Consider the following 18868-nt stretch of genomic DNA (forward strand, 5'->3'; position numbering starts at 1 on the left):
CACTGCAGTTGGGTCGCAACCTGTGTGTAGGCAGTCAAATGCTTTATCCACTGGGGCCCCTAAGAAATTGCTGTATTTATATTTACAAGTTGAATTAAATTACGATTACTTAATCAGGAAAGTGACTTAACGTCCCACAAGGAAGCTAATGCATAATACAGCCTCTATTAAGCTTGACCTCAGCGAATTGCAGGACAGCGGTCCTCTGCTCAGAAAAAGCAAACTGCAACCCGGTGACGTTCTGTTGGTGCGGGGGAACAACCCATTTAGCTCATTGATTGTTATGATGAGTGGGGGACAATATTCTCACGCCGCTATTTGGATCCCGGGAGGGGATGCTGATTTCACAGATCTTTTTCTTGCTGAATCTGACACAGCCGGAGTCGGTTTCACCCGTATCATGCCAATGAGTCTTTATCAGGAAGGACTGTCGACCTCTGAGACGGTATATTGTATTCCTGATAATCCTAAGAGCTGCGTTTTACTGCGTCACCCTGAGTGTAAAAATATTGATGAGGCCCAGATGTGTCAAGCGTCAATACAGCTCCAGAAAAATGATTTTTTTAAAACTTATTCAGCTGTGCCACGGCTGCTTGAAGCCGTGACGTTACCCAACCCATACCATCTTCTCCTGAAAGGTTTAGCTCAAACAGTAGAGTGCTGCCGTGTTGATGAGGGCACTAGGGGTGCATTCTGTTCAGAGCTGGTCGCGACTTTTTTCTCGACCCTTGGCCTTGATCTATTCTCTAATGACTTGCATCCACACACGGTATCGCCAAATGATTTTTTACTGCCAGAATGCCGCTTGAAGGTTGTTACTGATGCATTTGTAGATACGAGTACTCTGCCTCCAGGAACTTATGGATACAGTTCTATTGTTCAGGGCAGAAAGAATGACCCTTACCTACGCGCAATGATAAAAAGGCGCGGTGTTAGCGATCAACTTAGCGCTACCGTTGATTGCTTCACAAATAACCTGCGTGAAGCAAACACTAGGCTTACTGAGCAACAGAATGAACAGGCCACCATCATTGAAAACCAGTTTATGCAGAGTATTGAGCAGGCGGAGGTTTGGGGCGATTCAAGTGAGGTTGAGAAATTACAGCGTTACGCGATAATGTATAAATACGGGAACCGCTTACTTCAGTGTTTAGATGAGTATGATAATCGTCTGCGTAATGTAGAACCTCCTTCAGCGGATATAGATTCCTGGAATAATACGAACGCGAATCTGCAATATATTGCCATCGAAATGATGTCCTGTGCTCAAAATGCGTTAAACCGAATCAAAATTGTTTCAGGTCTGCGCAGAGTAAGGAAAATACACAGCAACTCAAAACCGAGCATAGCGAAGTTATTAAAATTCAGACGATTCCGGGTAAAAATATTGAGAGACTGGCAGAAGAGTAAACATGAAAACTATAATACCCGTAATTTCCTGAAACGATTATTAGCGACAGGCATGCTCAGCGAGCAGGCGCAGGCCTATAGGCGCGATGTGGCCCAAATAACTTATCAGTGCCTGATTAATGAATTTACGCCTAGAAAGACACTTGATCTTATTCCGCAGTCTAATGACAAAGGCTAGTCTGATGAGGTTGCTCCATATCTCCTAAAGCGAACGGCCCTTCGGGCCGGAGCAAACCGGTGCTGATGAACCGATCATCCCGCTTAGCCTGCGCTTTCTGACGATTTTCTATGCCTTATTGCTATGGTTGATATTCAAACAGACGTTATTATTGTTGTTCTGCAGTTGTTACGCCGGATTAGTCATCTGGTAGATCAGTGTCAACTGCGTTTCAAACCCATTGGCCCCGACAGGCCGGGTCGTCAGCCCAACTCCGCTAAACGCCGAGCCGATAGACTTCGTCGAACAGCGAAAAAATGCGTTTCGGGCCTGGCTGCTGAGGTCCGATGACAGCAGACCTTTCAACTCCTACTGACTGGTCAACGTTTGCATCGACCAGTTGAATTCACAGCACAAAGCTGACCGTCTAACCGTAGCGCATCGTCTCCATGAGACATAGAAAACAATGGCGATAAAATGGCGATTCAATTGGTGTATCACGGCAAACACAGGCAATTACTGGCAAGCTATATCATTGTTTATTAAAATAAATACATGATTTTACTAGGATTTTTTTGTTACTCATAATCGCTTGGTCGCTGGTTCAAGTCCAGCAAGGGCCACCAAATTTTAGATTTAAAATCAAATGACTAAGCCGACTTTTTCAAGTCGGCTTTTTTATTGGCTAAATTCATTGTCCTTCAGGTGACACTCTGGCTTACAGCACGCCCTGCGCCAGCATGGCATCTGCCACTTTGACGAAGCCCGCAATATTCGCCCCGCGCACATACTGCGTCTGCTGGCTTTCGCCGCCGTACTCGACGCACGACTGGTGAATATCCAGCATGATGTGGCGCAAACGCGCATCGACTTCATCGGCTTTCCAGCTCAGACGGGCGGCGTTCTGCGCCATCTCCAGTCCCGAGGTCGCTACGCCACCCGCATTCGCCGCTTTACCCGGCGCGAACAGCACACCGGCATCGGTGAACAGATCAGTCGCTTCAATTGTCGTCGGCATATTCGCACCTTCGGCCACCGCTTTCACGCCGTTGGCGATCAACACACGCGCCGCTGATGCATCCAGCTCATTTTGCGTGGCGCAAGGCAATGCGATATCCACCGGCACATTCCACGGTTGCTGGCCTTCGAGATACGTCAGCCCGAGTTTCTGTGCATAATCTGCCACGCGACCGTCGCGGCTGGCTTTGATTTCCGTCAGCAGTGCCAGTTTTTCCGGGGTGAACCCGGCTTCGTCAACCACGGTGCCGTTGGAATCAGATGCAGTGATCACGCGTGCGCCCAGTGACATGGCTTTTTCAATGGCATATTGCGCGACGTTGCCGGAACCGGACACCGCCACGCGCATGCCTTCGAAATCCAGGCCATGACGTCTGAGCATCGATTCGGTGAAGTAGATCAGCCCGTAACCGGTCGCTTCCGGGCGGATCAGACTGCCACCGAACGACAAGCCTTTGCCGGTGAAAACACTGGCGGTATTGTTGGAGAGCTTTTTCATCATCCCCGCCATATATCCGACTTCACGCCCGCCGACGCCGATATCGCCCGCAGGCACGTCCGTATCCGGCCCCAGATGGCGGTAAAGCTCCAGCATCAGCGCCTGACAGAAACGCATGATCTCGCCTTCGCTTTTGCCTTTCGGATTGAAATCGCTGCCGCCCTTGCCACCGCCCATCGGTAACGTGGTCAGCGCATTTTTGAAGGTTTGCTCGAAGCCGAGGAATTTGAGAATCGATAAATTGACCGACGGGTGGAAACGCATCCCGCCCTTATAGGGGCCGATGGCTGAACTGAACTGCACACGCCAGCCACGGTTGACCTGCACCTGGTTTTTGTCATCCACCCACGCGATGCGAAACTGAATGACACGTTCCGGCTCAACCAGACGTTCCAGCAATGCAGAACGGCGGTATTGTGGATTTTGTTCGAGGAAAGGCCATAGCGTGGTCATGACTTCACGTACGGCCTGAGAGAATTCGACCTGATGCGGGTCGCGTTGCTGGACTGAGGATAAAAACTGTCCGAGGGATTGAATCTGATCCATTGATTTAAAACTCCGTCTGTAGGTGATGTTGTCTTTTTTATTTACTGCTTATTTTTTGACTATGCATCGACTAACAAGCGGACATCAAGCAATTTATTCCCCAATAAAAACCTTACGATTTACGGCCTTCCAGCTTCAGTAACAACAACTTGTTCTCCAGTCCGCCGGCAAAGCCGGTTAATTTGCCGGAAGAACCGATTACCCGGTGACAGGGCGCCACGATAGAAATCGGATTGCGACCATTGGCAGCACCCACGGCGCGAACCGCTTTCGGGCGACCGATGCGTCGGGCGATTTCGCCGTAGCTGCGCGTCTCACCAAAAGGAATTTCCAGCAACGCCGCCCAGACTTCTTTCTGGAATTCGGTGCCGGTGAAATCAAGATCCAGCTCAAAACGTGTACGTTCACCCGCAAAGTACTCGTTCAGCTGTTGTTCGGTTTTCAGCAGAATCGGAAACGCAGGGTCTTCCAGCATCGTGCCCAAAGGCACGCGTCCGTCGATTTCACATTCCCACAAAATGGCGGTCAGCTTGTCGCCTTTCGCCGCCAGTGTAAGTAACCCGACCGGTGATGCCATCCGCTTGAATCTGTATTCCATCAGTCCCTTCCTTTGCAAGTTTTACGCCCCATACTTTACCGGAAAGGCAGGAACTGACGAAAATTATTTCAGACCAAGCTGTGCACGAACTTCCGCTTTCGCCGCGTCGAATTCGGTTTTGAAATCCGGTTGCTCTTCCATTTTCTGGGCAATCAGCGCAGCACCGGTGCGGCTCATCACGGTATCAGAACGGTAATGGAAACCAGCCACCAGACGGTTTTCGGCATAACCGGCTGCACGGGTAAACAGCGCATTACGTTTTTCCGGCACCATTTCACCGAGCACGGTCGCCATCAGGTAACCGATAGTCGAATGACCGGAAGGCCATGAGCCGGATTTGGATTTTTTCAGCAGCGGATGGATCTGTTCATCCAGCATGTAAGGACGCGGGCGGTTAAAGGCTTTCTTGGCGTGATCGTCCACCACATCTTCGGTCGCAACAATACGATCAAACAGTGCCGCGGTTTTCGGCAGTTTTGCGGCATCAAAGTCCGGCCCCATCACATCGGCAAAACGCCAGACGTTTTCCTCAGCATCGGCAATCGCCGCTTTTTCCTGCTCCGGTGTACGGGTGGCCTGAATTTCCAGCAATTCTTTCAGTTCCGCTTTGGTCTGCGCCGAATCATCCGCCGGTGGCGCGGGCAGATATTTGGTCAGATCCAGTTCCTGGCTGGTGATAAAGGGTTTGGCTTCGTCAGCAGCCTGGACGGCAAACGTGGAACCGAGGGTGAAAAGCAGCAGAGCAACGAGGGTCTTACGCACGGGAAAACTCCTGATATTAGTTTGAATATCAGGAGAGTAGAGAACAAGTGTGACACTTAAATGACAGGCGTCAGCCGAGCAAAGCGAGTTTGCCGGTCAGTTTACGCACCACTTTCTTTTTGCCCGCCAGCGCGATACCCAGCAGTTGCAGATTGTCCGTCGCTACAACAGACACAGCTTCGCGAAAGGCAGCATAATCAGTGGTCTGCTGTCCCCCGACCGGGAAAATAATACCATCCATTTCGTCGTCATTAAGCAGATGCTGATGGAGTTGCGTGAGCTGTTCGCTGTCGGCAACCAGCACGCTGATACCAATCGGGATCAGCCCCGGATGCTCGCGGTTATCGGCATCAACCAGTGGTGCGCCTACCAGCGACGGATGGCGTTGCCCGAGCGTCAGGGCCAGTACGGCGGCGGCATTGGCGGCGTGTCCGGCGGCAAGTTGCTGATTGATCACAATCACACAGCGTTCCGGGGACGGGGGCAGAATTGTTGCAGACGTATTCATGATGACAGGCTCCGGTTCAGTTGAGTGCCGAGCTTAGCCTGTCGCTTTTTCTCAATCTGGAAGATTTGTGCATAAACGCCGGTAATGCGCAGGCGTGAGCTGATATGCACGACGGAACCAGCGCCCGAGATGGCTCTGATCGGCAAAGCCTAAATCCGCCGCCACCGCTGCCGGTGTGTGTCCCCGCGCCAGACCTTCGCGGGCACGGGTCAGTTTCAGCTGAATAAGGTAGGCATGCGGCGGTAGTCCAAATTCAGCTTTAAACGCACGGCTGACTACAAAACGGCTTTCGCCGGTCGCTGCCGCCAGTTGCTCAAGACCGATATCTTCGTGCAGATGGGCATGCAGATATTCCCGTGCCTGATGCGCCACCCGTGACCACGGTGCAACGCCTTGTGAGCGCGGCGGCTGCCAGGTGAGATGACCGCCCAGCGCGCTGAGCAGCGCGTCAAGCGCGGTCTGACGCACGATGCGCAGGTCTTTACCATGCAGCGCCTGAAATGCCTGCGACGTCGCCAGTGCCAGTTGCGGATCCTGCGCTAAGGTATTTTCGAAACTCGGATCACCGGCCGAAGAAAGGGAATCACGCCGTGCCGCCAGTTCACGGCACAGCCATTGCGGATCGAGATACAACATGTGATAGGTGAAACCGCCGGGCTGCACGGCATCGCCGTCATGAATTTCGCCTGGTTCGAGCATAAACACTTTACCCGGCAGGCTCTGGTGCTTCTGGCGGCGGCAGCTGAACTGCTGCAAACCGTACTGGGTGACACCGACCAGATAACTGTCATGCCAGTGAGGATCGTAAGCATGGCCTTCGAAATGGGCGTGGATCGTCTCGATCCCGCTGTCTTTATCTTTCGATAAATCGACCCAGTTTGCAGACACCATAAATCCCCCGCTGAATGAATTAACAACAGGGTAACAAATAGAAGGGAGAAAAAGAAATGAAGGCAAACGGGTATCGGGATGACCGGGCTTGGGCGGTTTTCTCCCCCTTCGCAGGGGGAGGCGCTAACAAAAACTGCCAGCTTCTTCTCGGGGGATGCGCTGAAAAGCTTAGTGCTTCACGCTTTCAATAAAGGTTTTACGGGCGGTTTTGGAACCCAGACGTTCAGCTTCGTCCAGCAGTTTCAGGGCTTTATCAACGTCCCCTGCTTTCACTGCTTTCTTAATCGCGTCGTTAAAGTAAGTTTCGGAATCACTGAGCATTGGCTCAGACGGTTTTGCCGGGGCTGCCGCAGGTGCCGGAGCCTGTGTGCTGCCGACGACGACCGGTGCTGCCGCTGCAGGTGCGGATGACGGGAAGATCTGGCCGATCATCACGTTGCCGGTTTTTTGCTCAGCGGTCACTTTCAGGCTCAGCGTGCCGGTTGGCGTGTGACGGGCAATCGGATCCGGGATATCCGGCACCGCATTACCTACCCCTGCCGCAAAGGCTTTCGCCGGGTTGACCATCTGCGTAGTGTCTGCCAGATCCTGACGGGTGGTGTACACCAGCAAATAAATTTGTTTCTGACCCAGCGCCGGCGTCAGTTTCAGTGTGCCTTCCAGACGGTCACTCGATACGATCCCCGGTTTCTGATACGGGAAATAGCTGGAAGGATAAAATGCCGCCGGACGCATCTGCTCATCCAGCACCAGAACATTCGGCGCATACACGGTTTTACCGGTCGCGATACTGGTCAGTGTAATTTCAAGCGAGCCACGGTCAGCAGGTAATGCGAAAGCCCCGACGGCACCCTGAATTTCACCCTGATTAATTTCAGCGCTGGACGTGCCCAGCGTGACATCCTGCGTCATTGGCGGAACCAGCGGCGTCCATGAAAGGTTGCGTAAGGTCTGGCTGGAAATAGCCGGTGCCGTATTCGCATCATTTTGCGCAGCATTCACTCCCGCAGGGACAGCAGCCAACAGGCTCAGCGACAGACACAGTGACAGCAGATTCTTTTTCATTATTGGTTCCTTTGAAATCACCATGAAGGCTGGCGGTCATCAGCGACAATCCGCCAGCCAGCACATCTTCTTTACTGCGATTTTTAAAGCTTACATTGCCATTTTTCCAAACTCTTTCGGGTTGCCGGAAGGCGGCAAGCGTCCAAGTCCCCGGGAGCGTAGACAACTACGTGACCGGGGCGAGGACGCGCAGCCAACGCATCGGCAGCGCGAAGGAGGAAGGAAAAATTTACCACCAGATTTCCATTTGGGCGCCGAACGTTACTTCATCGTCATTACCACGGCTGAAGGTACGGGTGCTGGTATCATTCATCGCTAAGCCATTGTTTGTGCCGGTATCGGTGTCGTAACCCCATTTTTCATCCCAGTTCGCATAAGTGGCAAACACGCGGATGGCCGGACGTGACCAGATGCTGTCGCCAGCCTGCCATTGTTGCGCCAGGGTGACTTTGTACTGACCATTTTTGTCGCCGGTACGCTGAGATTTCACGTTGTCGTAACCCACTTCCAGCAAGGTACTCATGATCGGGGTCCATTTGTACATCGGACGGACACCGACGGTATACCAGGTGGTGCCGTTGTTGTTATCACGATCAACGTCCTGATACATTGCCACGTACATCAGGCTCCAGGTGTCGTTGAAGTCGATAGCACCGTGATCGAGAACGCGCACCATGCTGCCGTTGTTATTGATGGCTGCGCCATTAGAGTGGCCGTTTGCCGTGCCCTGACCCGGATCGGTCATGGAGTCAGAAGCATATTGCAGAACGAATTTATTGTAGCCGTTGTAAATGCTTTGCGTATGTTCCGCAGTGACCAGGAAACCGTCTTTGGTGGCATCATCCGCCAGTGAATAACCGTCACGCGCATTGGCACGACCATAATCCACCCCTAACTCCAGTACGCCGCCCGGGTTAGTTTGCAGGCCCGCCAGACGCACGTCGAACACGTCGTTGGAGGTTGGCACTTCGTTACGCTGGTCGGCAATATAACCGTATGAACCGCCGCTTTCGGTATTACGGGTTGCAGCCAGAGACAATTTACCGAAGCCCAGATCGATATCTTCCAGACCCGCACCAGGACCTGAAATATCCCAGTAGTAGAAGTCGATCATGTGAACATCATGACGTTGGTAGAAACGCTTACCCGCCCAGATGGTGGAGCCCGGCAGCCATTCGATCAGGTTCTTACCCTTCACGTTGGCTTCGCGGAAAGCCGGATCGGTTGACTCCCAGTCGTTCTGTTGAGAGACGGAATACGCCACGTTGGTGTCGAAATAGAAGCTCTTATCTCCTTCTTTCCACACTTCCTGACCCAGTTTCAACTCTGCATACGTCTCGCATTCGTTACCAAGACGGTATTTGCTGTCTGCACCGGTTGCTTTGAAACATTGCTGTTCGCCGCCGCTGCCGGTCCAGCCAATACCCGAACGGGCATAACCGGTGAAATCTACCGCCATTGCTTGTGTAGAAAGGATGCCAGCAGCCACTGCCAGCGCCAGGGAAGAACTACGCATTGTGATCATCATTTTCTCCTGTAGGGGATCGCGTGCTTTCAAACACCAGGTTCTGGGTGTAACCGGCGACATGCAGTGCCATCCTCGCGGAACAGATGACAGCGGTGTGGCGGCAAACCAATGGCGAATGTTGCACCTTCTTCTACCAGCACCACGTCGTTCTGGCGGTACACCAGGTTCTGACGAATTGCCGGAATTTGGATGTGGATCTGTGTTTCGTTACCCAGTTGCTCGACAACCTGCACTTCGCCGGAAAGCGTCACTTCAGCGACGTCGCTTGGCAGAAGATGTTCAGGGCGGATACCCAGTGACAGGTTGCTGCCGACGTTAACGTTGGTCCCCTCCACCGGCAGCCAGACTTGCTGGCGGTTTGGCAACTCGACCTGCACACGTGCAGGTTCAGCACCGGTGACTTTCACCGGCAGGAAATTCATTTTTGGAGAGCCGATAAAACCGGCGACAAAGCGGTTGGCAGGATAGTGATACAGCCCGAGCGGCTTACCGACCTGAGCGATATGTCCGGCATCGAGCACCACGATTTTATCGGCCAGCGTCATCGCTTCGACCTGATCGTGAGTCACATAAATCATGGTGCGTTTCAGGCGCTTATGCAGGCGTGAAATTTCAATGCGCATCTGCACACGCAGCGCGGCATCTAAGTTAGAAAGGGGCTCGTCAAGCAGAAAAACCGTCGGCTCGGCAACCAGCGTACGGCCAATCGCCACGCGCTGACGTTGTCCGCCGGAAAGCGCTTTCGGGCGTCTGTCCAGCAAGTGCGCCAATTGCAACACTTCGGATACCTGATTCACCCGCTGGCTGATCTCGGTTTTTTTCGCACCGGCCAGCTTCAGGCCAAAAGACATGTTTTCTGCCACGGACAGGTGCGGATAAAGCGCATAAGACTGGAACACCATGCCAATGCCACGATCGGCGGGCGGTACTTCGTTCATGCGTTTATCGCCAATCTTTAATTCACCGGACGTGATGTCTTCCAGACCAGCAATCATGCGTAGCAGCGTGGATTTACCACAGCCGGACGGCCCGACAAACACAACAAACTCGCCTTCTTCTATTTCCAGATTGATATCACTGGAAATCACGGTATCGCCAAAGGCTTTGTACACGCTGTTAAGGGAAACGCTCGCCATCCTGAACTCCTGTACTTGTTGCCAGCGAGAAAACTCGATGCAACGGAGAGTGAAGGATTAGCCGGTTATCGTAATCATCCGTAACAAAGTTTTTCATGGGGGAGGAGCAGGGAGGATGACGGTTTCCCGTAAACGGATGAAAGTTCATACCAAAAATCAAATTCGTGATCTGAATGGCAAAAAACGAAGCATAATTTTGAGTGATGAGCCACATAACGCCTGAGAGTGTCGGCGGGATCACATTCTGAGAGACGGGGGCGTAGAGAGGGGGATGATGAAGCGCCGACAGGTTGAATCCACACTGGCGTCGTACCCTGTCTTTTCCGTCTCAGACGATAAAAAAACCGACTACAAAAGGATTGGATTATGACCCTCAGCATTAAGAAGATTGTTAAACACACACTGGCACTCTCGGCGCTGGCTACGCTGGTGCTGTCATCTTCCGCGTTCGCCAAAATAGAAGAAGGGAAACTGGTCATCTGGATTAACGGTGACAAGGGCTATAACGGCCTGGCGGAAGTCGGTAAGAAATTTGAAAAAGACACCGGCATTAAAGTGACGGTAGAGCATCCTGACAAGCTGGAAGAAAAATACCCGCAAGTGGCCGCCACCGGCGGCGGCCCTGACATCATCTTCTGGGCACATGACCGTTTTGGCGGCTACGCACAATCCGGCCTGCTGGCTGAAATCAGCCCGGATCAGACCTTTAAAGATAAACTGTTCCCGTTCACCTGGGATGCAGTCACCTTCAACGGCAAGCTGATCGGCTATCCGGTCGCGGTTGAAGCGCTGTCACTGATTTACAACAAAGACATCATTAAAGAAGCACCAAAAACCTGGGAAGAGATCCCGGCGCTGGATAAAGAGCTACGCGCCAAAGGCAAGAGCGCCATCATGTGGAACTTGCAGGAACCGTACTTCACCTGGCCGATCATCGCGGCTGATGGCGGTTATGCGTTCAAATATGAAGACGGTAAATACAACATTAAAGACACCGGCGTGAATAACGCAGGTTCACAGGCTGGTCTGCAATTCATTATCGATCTGGTGAAAAACAAGCACATTAATGCTGACACCGATTACTCCATTGCTGAGGCCGCGTTCAACAAAGGCCAGACCGCCATGACCATTGACGGTCCGTGGGCATGGTCAAACCTCGACAAGAGCAAAATCAACTACGGCGTGACGCTGCTGCCAACGTTCCACGGCAAACCGTCTAAACCGTTCGTCGGCGTACTGACGGCCGGTATCAATGCCGCCAGCCCGAACAAAGAACTGGCGAAAGAATTCCTGGAAAATTACCTGATCACTGATGACGGTCTGGCTGTGGTGAACAAGGACAAACCGCTGGGTGCCGTGGCGCTGAAGTCTTATCAGGAAAAACTGGAAAAAGACCCGCGCATTGCTGCCACCATGGCTAACTCGAAGAACGGTGAAATCATGCCAAATATCCCGCAGATGAGCGCCTTCTGGTATGCAGAACGCAGCGCAATCATTAACGCGGTAAATGGCCGACAAACCGTTGTACAAGCGCTGAAAGACGTAGAAACACGCATTACCAAGTAATGCCAAAGCATTAGCTCAATGAACGGTGCGCAACTCACGGGTTGCACACCGCCACCACAAGGATTGTCCTTATGCCAAGAGCCAAAAAACGGCCGTTCAGCAATGCGTTCAAATGGCTGATCATCGCCCTGCTCGCCTGCTTTACCGGTTATCTGATCGTGCTGATGTATGCGCAGGGCGAAACCCTTTTTGCCATTCTGACCCTGATCCTCTCCGGTGTCGGCTTATACATTTATGGCAACCGCCGCGCCTATTCGTGGCGCTATGTATACCCCGGTCTGGCCGGGATGTTGTTATTTGTGCTGTTCCCGCTGATCTGCACCATCGCAATCGCCTTCACCAACTACAGCAGTACTAATCAGCTGACCTTTGAGCGCGCACAGTCTGTGCTGATGGGACGTGAATTCCAGGGCGGCAAGGTGCTGAATTTCGCCCTCTACCCCGCCGGTGATAAATGGCAACTGGCACTGACGTCAGCGGATAACAGCGAGACGCTGGTTTCCCCGCCTTTTGCTTTCAACGCTCAGGCGCCGCAAACGCTGGACATGCTGCCGCAAACCGCGCCATCGGCTGAAAAAGCCGGATTACGGGTGGTGACACAAAACCGTCTGGCGCTCGGTCTGATCTCAGCGAAATTACCCGACGGCGAAATGCTGCGCATGAGCTCACTGCGCCAGTTCTCCGGCACGCAGGCGTTGTACAAACCCGGTGAAGATAAGAAGCAACTGACCAACGTACAAACCGGCACGATTTACCGCCCGAATATGGACACCGGTTTCTATCAGGCTGTAAACGCCCAGGGCGAATGGCAGGCTGAAAAACTCAGCCCGGGCTTTACCGTCGGCATTGGCTGGGGCAACTTCCTGCGCGTGCTACATGACGAAGGGATCCAGAAACCTTTCCTGTCCATTTTTGTCTGGACCGTGGTGTTCGCCCTGTTGACCGTGGTGCTCACCGTCGCGGTCGGCATGGTGCTGGCCTGCGTCGTACAGTGGGAAGAACTCAGGGGCAAAGCGGCGTACCGTATCCTGCTGATCCTGCCTTACGCCGTTCCCGCATTTATTTCGATTCTTATTTTCAAAGGGTTATTCAATCAGAGCTTCGGTGAAATAAACCTGATGCTCAGCGCGCTGTTTGGTATCAAACCGGCATGGTTCAGCGATCCGTGGACCGCCAAAAGCATGATCATTATCGTCAACACCTGGCTCGGTTATCCGTACATGATGATCCTGTGCATGGGCCTGCTGAAAGCGATCCCAGACGATCTTTACGAAGCATCCGCAATGGACGGCGCGACGCCGATGCAGAACTTCTTTCGCATCACGCTCCCGCTGTTGATCAAACCGCTGACGCCGCTGATGATCGCCAGTTTCGCGTTTAACTTTAATAACTTCGTACTGATCCAACTGCTGACCAACGGCGGGCCGGACATGCTCGGCACCACTACGCCAGCGGGTCATACCGATTTGCTGGTCAGCTACACCTATCGCATCGCCTTTGAAGGCGGCGGCGGGCAGGACTTCGGGCTGGCGGCGGCGATTGCCACGCTGATCTTCCTGCTGGTGGGTGCGCTGGCTATCGTGAACCTGAAAGCATCACGCATGAAATTCGACTAAGGAGAAACAGACAATGCCCATGGTTAAACCGAAGTCGCAGAAAGTCAGATTGCTGATGACGCACCTTTTACTGCTGTGCTTTCTGGCGCTGATCCTGTTCCCGTTGCTGATGGTATTCGCCATTTCGCTGCGCCCGGGTAACTTTGCCACCGGCAGTCTGATCCCGGATCAGGTCTCGTGGGATCACTGGAAACTGGCACTCGGGATTGCCGTCACCAACAGCGACGGCAGCATCACGCCACCGCCGTTTCCGGTCATGTTGTGGCTGTGGAATTCGGTCAAGATCGCCGGGATTACCGCTGTCGGCATCGTCGCGCTTTCTACCACCTGCGCCTACGCCTTTGCCCGCATGAAATTCCGCGGTAAAAGTTCGCTGCTCAAAGGGATGCTGATTTTCCAGATGTTCCCGGCGGTGCTGTCACTGGTGGCGTTATATGCCCTGTTTGACCGTCTCGGCATGTACGTGCCGTTTCTCGGGCTGAATACGCATGGCGGTGTCATATTTGCCTATATGGGCGGTATCGCCCTGCACGTCTGGACCATCAAAGGTTATTTCGAAACCATCGACGGCTCGCTGGAAGAAGCGGCCGCGCTGGATGGTGCCAGCCCGTGGCAGGCATTCCGTCTGGTGCTTTTGCCGCTGTCTGTACCTATTCTGGCGGTGGTGTTCATTCTGTCGTTCATCGCGGCTATTACCGAAGTGCCGGTGGCATCGTTACTGCTGCGTGACGTCAACAGCTACACGCTGGCGGTCGGCATGCAGCAATATCTGAATCCGCAAAATTATTTGTGGGGTGACTTTGCCGCGGCGGCGATTCTGTCTGCCATTCCGATTACGGCAGTGTTCCTGATTGCTCAACGCTGGCTGGTGGGCGGCTTAACGGCAGGGGGAGTGAAAGGTTAACGGTAAGGCTAATGCGCTTTGTAATACTTGAGCAATTCCCTGTGTCTTGGGCGGCCGAATGGCCGCCCTTTTTTATTTATTACACCGACAATTTATTTGAAGGCGACTTCTCCCTCATACTTCCAGTAAGTATTGTCGGTTTTATTAGTTGGGAAGTACCAATAACGGCCATCGTTTCCTGTCGCTTTCAAGGTAAATAACTCAAGGCGACCGTTGTAAGGATTACTGTAAATAAACGTCGTTCCCAGGCTCGCTTTACGATCGTTTTCTCCCCACTGTGCATAACCCATTAACGATTCGTTATTGGTTTTTGCTGTTTCCTTATCAGTGCCTAAATAAATCCAGTCAGCATTGTTGGTTTTATTGGTTGGGAAATACCAATATTGGCCGGTTTTGGCGGCGGAGAAATATTCAGTCTGATGGTTATAAGGGTTGTCGTAAACATAGATATTGCCACGCTCACCATAATGGCCATTTTCCTCCCATTGATGGCAGCAGGTATCATCCGGTGCGTCTGGTTGAGCAAACTGTGAAAGCACCTTACTGAACGCATACTTCGGTGCCTGTTCTTCGGTCAGACCACTATGGGTGGCCTCTACAACGCCCGCAGGTCCTGGCTGATCGCGGACCATAGACCAGATACCGATCATCCCGAGATTACGTTCTTTCGCCTGTTCCATCACAATGTTGGCATCTGACAGATAGAAGGTTTCACCTTGCACATCGTTGTACCCGATCATCGGCGTAGTGCCCATCATGGCGTTAATTTGCGCATCAGTTTTATCGGCGTAAATTTCTTTCAGCTGAAGGAACATATTGTCGATAGCAGAAGTCGCACAATGACCATGAATATTCTGACCTTCAGTACCTGTGGACTGGCAGATACTATTGCCATAATCCATGGTCATGATGTTAATACCTGCCAGTTCGATGCCTTTCGCTTTCGCATCGTTCAGCACGTACATGCCTTCAGCCGTCAGACCGGTAGGCAGAACAGGCAATGTGTACCAGACTGCGATTTTCTTACCGTCTTTTTTCCATTGATCCTGTGCCGCTTTTACAGCAGTATTCCGGCGCTGAACGATGGCGCTATCAGCCAGATACCCCCCCTCAATGTCAAAATCCAGTACCTTCAGATTCAGGTTTTCAACGATATCCACATACATCTGTTTCAGGTCATCAATATTGTGACAGGCAGCAGCAAGAGGCGCATTATTTGCACCACCAATGGAAACCATAACGTCCCCGCCAGCTTCACGTAATGCTTTGATTTTTGAATACTGGGCGTAGTTTTGCAGATTGTATGCTGTACCCCAGGTTGGCATACAAGTGTCTGTGTCTTTCGCCACCACAAATGCCATAGTGAAATGGTTAATACCCTGCTCCGTGGCCAGTTTAGCCAGATCAGGAATATCGTTTAACGTGAAGTCAACATAAGGAGCATAGACATGCGCTGGCCAGTCACTTTTTGCTGTACCGACGCGATCTTTCGTGCCAGTCCAGTCGACAATCGCTTTCCAGGTGTTGATATCGGTTGGTGAAACCTTCTGAACTTTAGCCTGGGAAACGTACGGCTGATTTTGGAATCGAACCAGTGTATTCGCGGCATACAGCTTAGAGGCATCGAATACCGGCGCAGCGGCCAGTTCCTCATCGGTATATCGTGTTGATGCGTCTAATGGCTTCCAGGGTGCGCCATTGACCCCGTCCGGGTTCTGATTGGCAACATCTGCCGGATCCTTACCTACTGTATAAAATAAGGCCTCATAGCTCTGCGAGCCTACAGTGACCACATCGCCTTCATTATAAACGGTTTCAGCATTCCACGGTTTCGCCGGGATATAAGCTTGCCATGGGTTGCGGACATCAGGCGCGAAAGAATTCGCAGGTATTGTGGTCGTGGCCTGATAATTGGTTTCGCCGGCAGAAACAATATCCCCCTCCTGGTAAACTTTATCGGCACTAAAGGCAGGATAAGTAGGGGTGTCGGAGCCTGGAATGTCGCAACTGGTCGGGTTGCCATATTGCGTGATTTCCGCCGGAGTTGCATCACGGACATAATTCCACGGGTTAGAACCTTCTGGTGCGTCCGGAGTGACCGGACAATTGGTTGCCCCCACCCACCAGGCATTCTGATAGACGGAGCCATCAAAAATAACCTGAATGGTGTCTCCGCCCTCCTGACCATTCCAGGCTTCCAACGCACAGGCGCTGCCTGCAACCGCCAGCATCCCCATACCTAACATGGCTTTGCTGATTTTATTAAATTCCATTTTAATTTCCTTTATTATTAAATGCTTTACAAAATTAACCGGCTTTAATTAAATAATTAACCGCTTGTACAGGCACATATACTAATAGAGAAATTAAATCATGGCTGTTAATTAATTAATTCAGAAAACTTACGGAAACTAATCACATAAAAAACTGATTCACGAGATGAATGCATTAGTAATTTACATTTTGGAAAGAAATTAATTTATTCTTATCAGTTAAATAAAAAGACAATAAAAAAGACAATAAAAAGAGAGCCATGATATGACTCATGGCTCTCTTTGTAATGATGACAGTTTAATTTACCGAGACTTTCCGGCGACGTTTATCAAGATCTTTAATCAGCTTATTCACCTGCTCGTCGGCGAACATGTCTTCGAGCGTATGAGAAAGCTTACGCCGCCAGTTCGGGTATTCATCGCTGGTGCCGGGCACATTGACCGGTGTGTCCATGTCCAGCCAGTCTTCCGGTTGCAGACCGAGCAAGGCGCAGGCGCTGTCGGCAACGTAGCGTTGCAGACCCCGGTTGAGTACCGGCGTCATTTCCATCAGCGCGGCTTTATGCCCGGTTTTCTTCGGGATGCAACCGTAATGATGCAGGCCGTCGAGCAACCCCTGACGTGCGCGGGCACGGTCAGCGTACAGCGCCTGTAAAACAGCTTCGTCACGGTATAAACCGAGGGTTTTGCCCAGCGCCAGATCGTCACTTTGCCAGTAGCCTCGCAGCGTCGGCAGGTCATGCGTGGTGATAGTTGCCATCGCCTGAACCGGATAGGACTGCGGCGCGCGGAAGTTGTTTTCCTCATCGCGTTCGAAATACAGCACCTTATAGGAATACACACCGCTTTCGCGCAGCTTACTGACGATCTCGACCGGCACCGTACCCAGATCTTCGCCGATCACCATGCAGCGGTGCCGCTGACTTTCCAGTGCTAAAATGGCCAGCAGATCATCCACCGGATACTGTACATACGCGCCTTTATCCGCCGTTTCACCAGCCGGGATCCACCACAGACGCAGCAACGTCATCACATGATCAATACGCAATGCACCGCAGCTGGTCATATTGGCACGCAGAAGATCGATAAACGGCTGATAGCCGCGTCTCACCATCACATGCGGATCCATCGGGCGCAGATCCCAGTTCTGTCCGAGCGGGCCCAGAATATCCGGCGGCGCCCCCACCGAGGCTTTCAGGCAATACAGCTCGCCGTCACCCCAGGTTTCGGAGCCGCCTTCTACCACGCCGACCGCCAGATCCCGGTAAAGCCCCATCGGCATCTCGTACTGCTGGCTGGTGTGGTAACACTGCGTAAACTGCGTTTCCGCCAGCCACTGCAACCACACATAAAACTCCACATCCTGCGCATGCTGTTCACAGAATGCCCTCACAGCCGGGCCCCGGGCATCATGATATTTTTCCGGCCAGCGGTTCCAGCCAAGCGCCACATCACTTTCTTTCGCCAGATACTCGTACAATGCATCAAAGGCAGCCTGCAGATACAGGCTTTCACCGCCCTGTTTGACGAAATTACCCAGGGACTTCACCTGCGGATCCTGTGGCTTACGCCCCAGGAAATGCGCGTAAGCCAGCCGTAACCCTTCTAATTTCAGCGGCATGACGTTAGCGTAATCCACCCGGTCATTCGCGCGCACCGCCTGTATGCGTTGCTGCGTCAGCGGCTGATGCCACCATTGTTGCGCCGCATCGCTTTGCCTGAAATCTTCTACCGCACTGACGTCGATATAAATCACATTCAGCCAGCGGCGGGAAGACGGGCTATAGGGGCTGGCAGCCACCGGGTTCGCCGGATACAGCGCGTGGATCGGATTAAGCCCGACAAATGCGCCGCCGCGTTGAGCGATATTTTTCAGCATCATACTGAGGTCACCGAAATCACCGATGCCCCAGTTATTTTCCGAGCGCAACGTATAGAGCTGTACGCAGGCGCCCCACAGTTTTTTACCGGCCAGCAGGGCATCCGGTTCATAACAGCGTTTCGGTGCCACAATGACCCGGCAATCCCACTGTTGCGCGTCCTGTGTCAACGTCAGCTGATGATAGCCGGCAGGAATTTTACCCGGCAGCGCCAGTGTCATTTTGCCGCTGATCCGCCCCTTTTGCGTCGTGCCGCTTTCCAGCTTCAGTGTCCAGGCATATTCGCCTTCACCGCTGACCGGTAATGCCAGACGGCTGCCCGTGACAAATACTTTGACCGACGGTACCGGTGTGGTCACCGGGCGGCTGTGTCCCGCCTCCCAGCCCATCGCCGATAACAGCTCACGCTTGGTCTCAGGGGCGATCGCCTGCTGTTTACCGTGCGCGTTAATAAAACCAGAGGCGATCCCCGCCTCCCTGGCGGCCTGCTCCAGTGCTTTGTTCTCCATGCC

The 18868-nt window shown here is 52.5% G+C and carries 14 protein-coding genes; 4 read left to right on the forward strand and 10 right to left on the reverse strand.

All coding sequences use genetic code 11. From position 1 onward, the window contains the following. Positions 1–148: 148 nt before the first annotated feature. Positions 149–1588, forward strand: a complete 1440-nt coding sequence (locus EVX52_RS15335; protein WP_129954458.1) for a hypothetical protein — start codon at positions 149–151, stop codon at positions 1586–1588. A gap of 697 nt (positions 1589–2285) precedes the next feature. Here the strand turns inward: EVX52_RS15335 and gdhA are convergent. From gdhA to malK, 8 genes are all read right to left on the reverse strand, one after another. Further along, entirely contained in the window at positions 2286–3629 is a 1344-nt protein-coding gene (gene gdhA / locus EVX52_RS15340; protein WP_129954456.1) for an NADP-specific glutamate dehydrogenase, read from the reverse strand. Between the two features lie 112 nt (positions 3630–3741). Further along, complete coding sequence (locus EVX52_RS15345) at positions 3742–4227, reverse strand: methylated-DNA--[protein]-cysteine S-methyltransferase (RefSeq protein WP_129954454.1); 486 nt, start codon at positions 4225–4227, stop codon at positions 3742–3744. A gap of 63 nt (positions 4228–4290) precedes the next feature. Next, complete coding sequence (locus tag EVX52_RS15350; RefSeq protein WP_129954452.1) at positions 4291–4989, reverse strand: phosphatase PAP2 family protein; 699 nt, start codon at positions 4987–4989, stop codon at positions 4291–4293. 70 nt (positions 4990–5059) lie between these two features. Beyond that, a complete protein-coding gene (locus EVX52_RS15355; RefSeq protein ID WP_129954450.1) occupies positions 5060–5497 on the reverse strand; it encodes a DUF2000 domain-containing protein in 438 nt (145 codons plus the stop codon). A gap of 51 nt (positions 5498–5548) precedes the next feature. Next, positions 5549–6388, reverse strand: coding sequence for an AraC family transcriptional regulator (locus EVX52_RS15360; RefSeq protein ID WP_129991615.1), 840 nt, complete (start codon positions 6386–6388; stop codon positions 5549–5551). A 168-nt stretch (positions 6389–6556) separates the two neighbouring features. After that, positions 6557–7453: a maltose operon protein MalM gene (gene malM / locus EVX52_RS15365; RefSeq protein ID WP_129991616.1), complete on the reverse strand. Its 897-nt coding sequence runs from the start codon at positions 7451–7453 to the stop codon at positions 6557–6559. A gap of 229 nt (positions 7454–7682) precedes the next feature. Next, positions 7683–8981, reverse strand: coding sequence for a maltoporin (locus EVX52_RS15375; protein WP_165383756.1), 1299 nt, complete (start codon positions 8979–8981; stop codon positions 7683–7685). A gap of 26 nt (positions 8982–9007) precedes the next feature. Next, a complete protein-coding gene (malK, locus tag EVX52_RS15380) occupies positions 9008–10117 on the reverse strand; it encodes a maltose/maltodextrin ABC transporter ATP-binding protein MalK (RefSeq protein ID WP_129954443.1) in 1110 nt (369 codons plus the stop codon). Between the two features lie 366 nt (positions 10118–10483). Here malK and malE point away from each other — a divergent pair, with 366 nt between their 5' ends. The 3 genes from malE to malG all read left to right on the forward strand — a co-directional run bounded on the left by malE (position 10484) and on the right by malG (position 14203). After that, positions 10484–11683 (forward strand): maltose/maltodextrin ABC transporter substrate-binding protein MalE, encoded by a 1200-nt coding sequence (gene malE / locus EVX52_RS15385; RefSeq protein ID WP_129954441.1) that lies wholly within the window; start codon positions 10484–10486, stop codon positions 11681–11683. Between the two features lie 71 nt (positions 11684–11754). Beyond that, positions 11755–13299, forward strand: a complete 1545-nt coding sequence (gene malF / locus EVX52_RS15390; protein ID WP_129991618.1) for a maltose ABC transporter permease MalF — start codon at positions 11755–11757, stop codon at positions 13297–13299. Positions 13300–13312: 13 nt separating this feature from the next. Further along, on the forward strand, positions 13313–14203 hold the full coding sequence (gene malG / locus EVX52_RS15395) for a maltose ABC transporter permease MalG (protein ID WP_129991619.1): 891 nt from the start codon (positions 13313–13315) through the stop codon (positions 14201–14203). A 92-nt stretch (positions 14204–14295) separates the two neighbouring features. On the opposite strand, the gene EVX52_RS15400 is transcribed toward malG, so the two are convergent. Further along, entirely contained in the window at positions 14296–16476 is a 2181-nt protein-coding gene (locus tag EVX52_RS15400; protein WP_129954437.1) for a glycosyl hydrolase family 18 protein, read from the reverse strand. Positions 16477–16774: 298 nt separating this feature from the next. Further along, positions 16775–18865 (reverse strand): 4-alpha-glucanotransferase, encoded by a 2091-nt coding sequence (malQ, locus tag EVX52_RS15405; RefSeq protein WP_129954435.1) that lies wholly within the window; start codon positions 18863–18865, stop codon positions 16775–16777. Between the last annotated feature and the right edge of the window lie 3 nt (positions 18866–18868).

Origin of the sequence: Rahnella sp. CFA14(1/10) (genome assembly GCF_004195095.1) — a bacterium.
Taxonomy (GTDB): Bacteria; Pseudomonadota; Gammaproteobacteria; order Enterobacterales; family Enterobacteriaceae; genus Rahnella; species Rahnella perminowiae.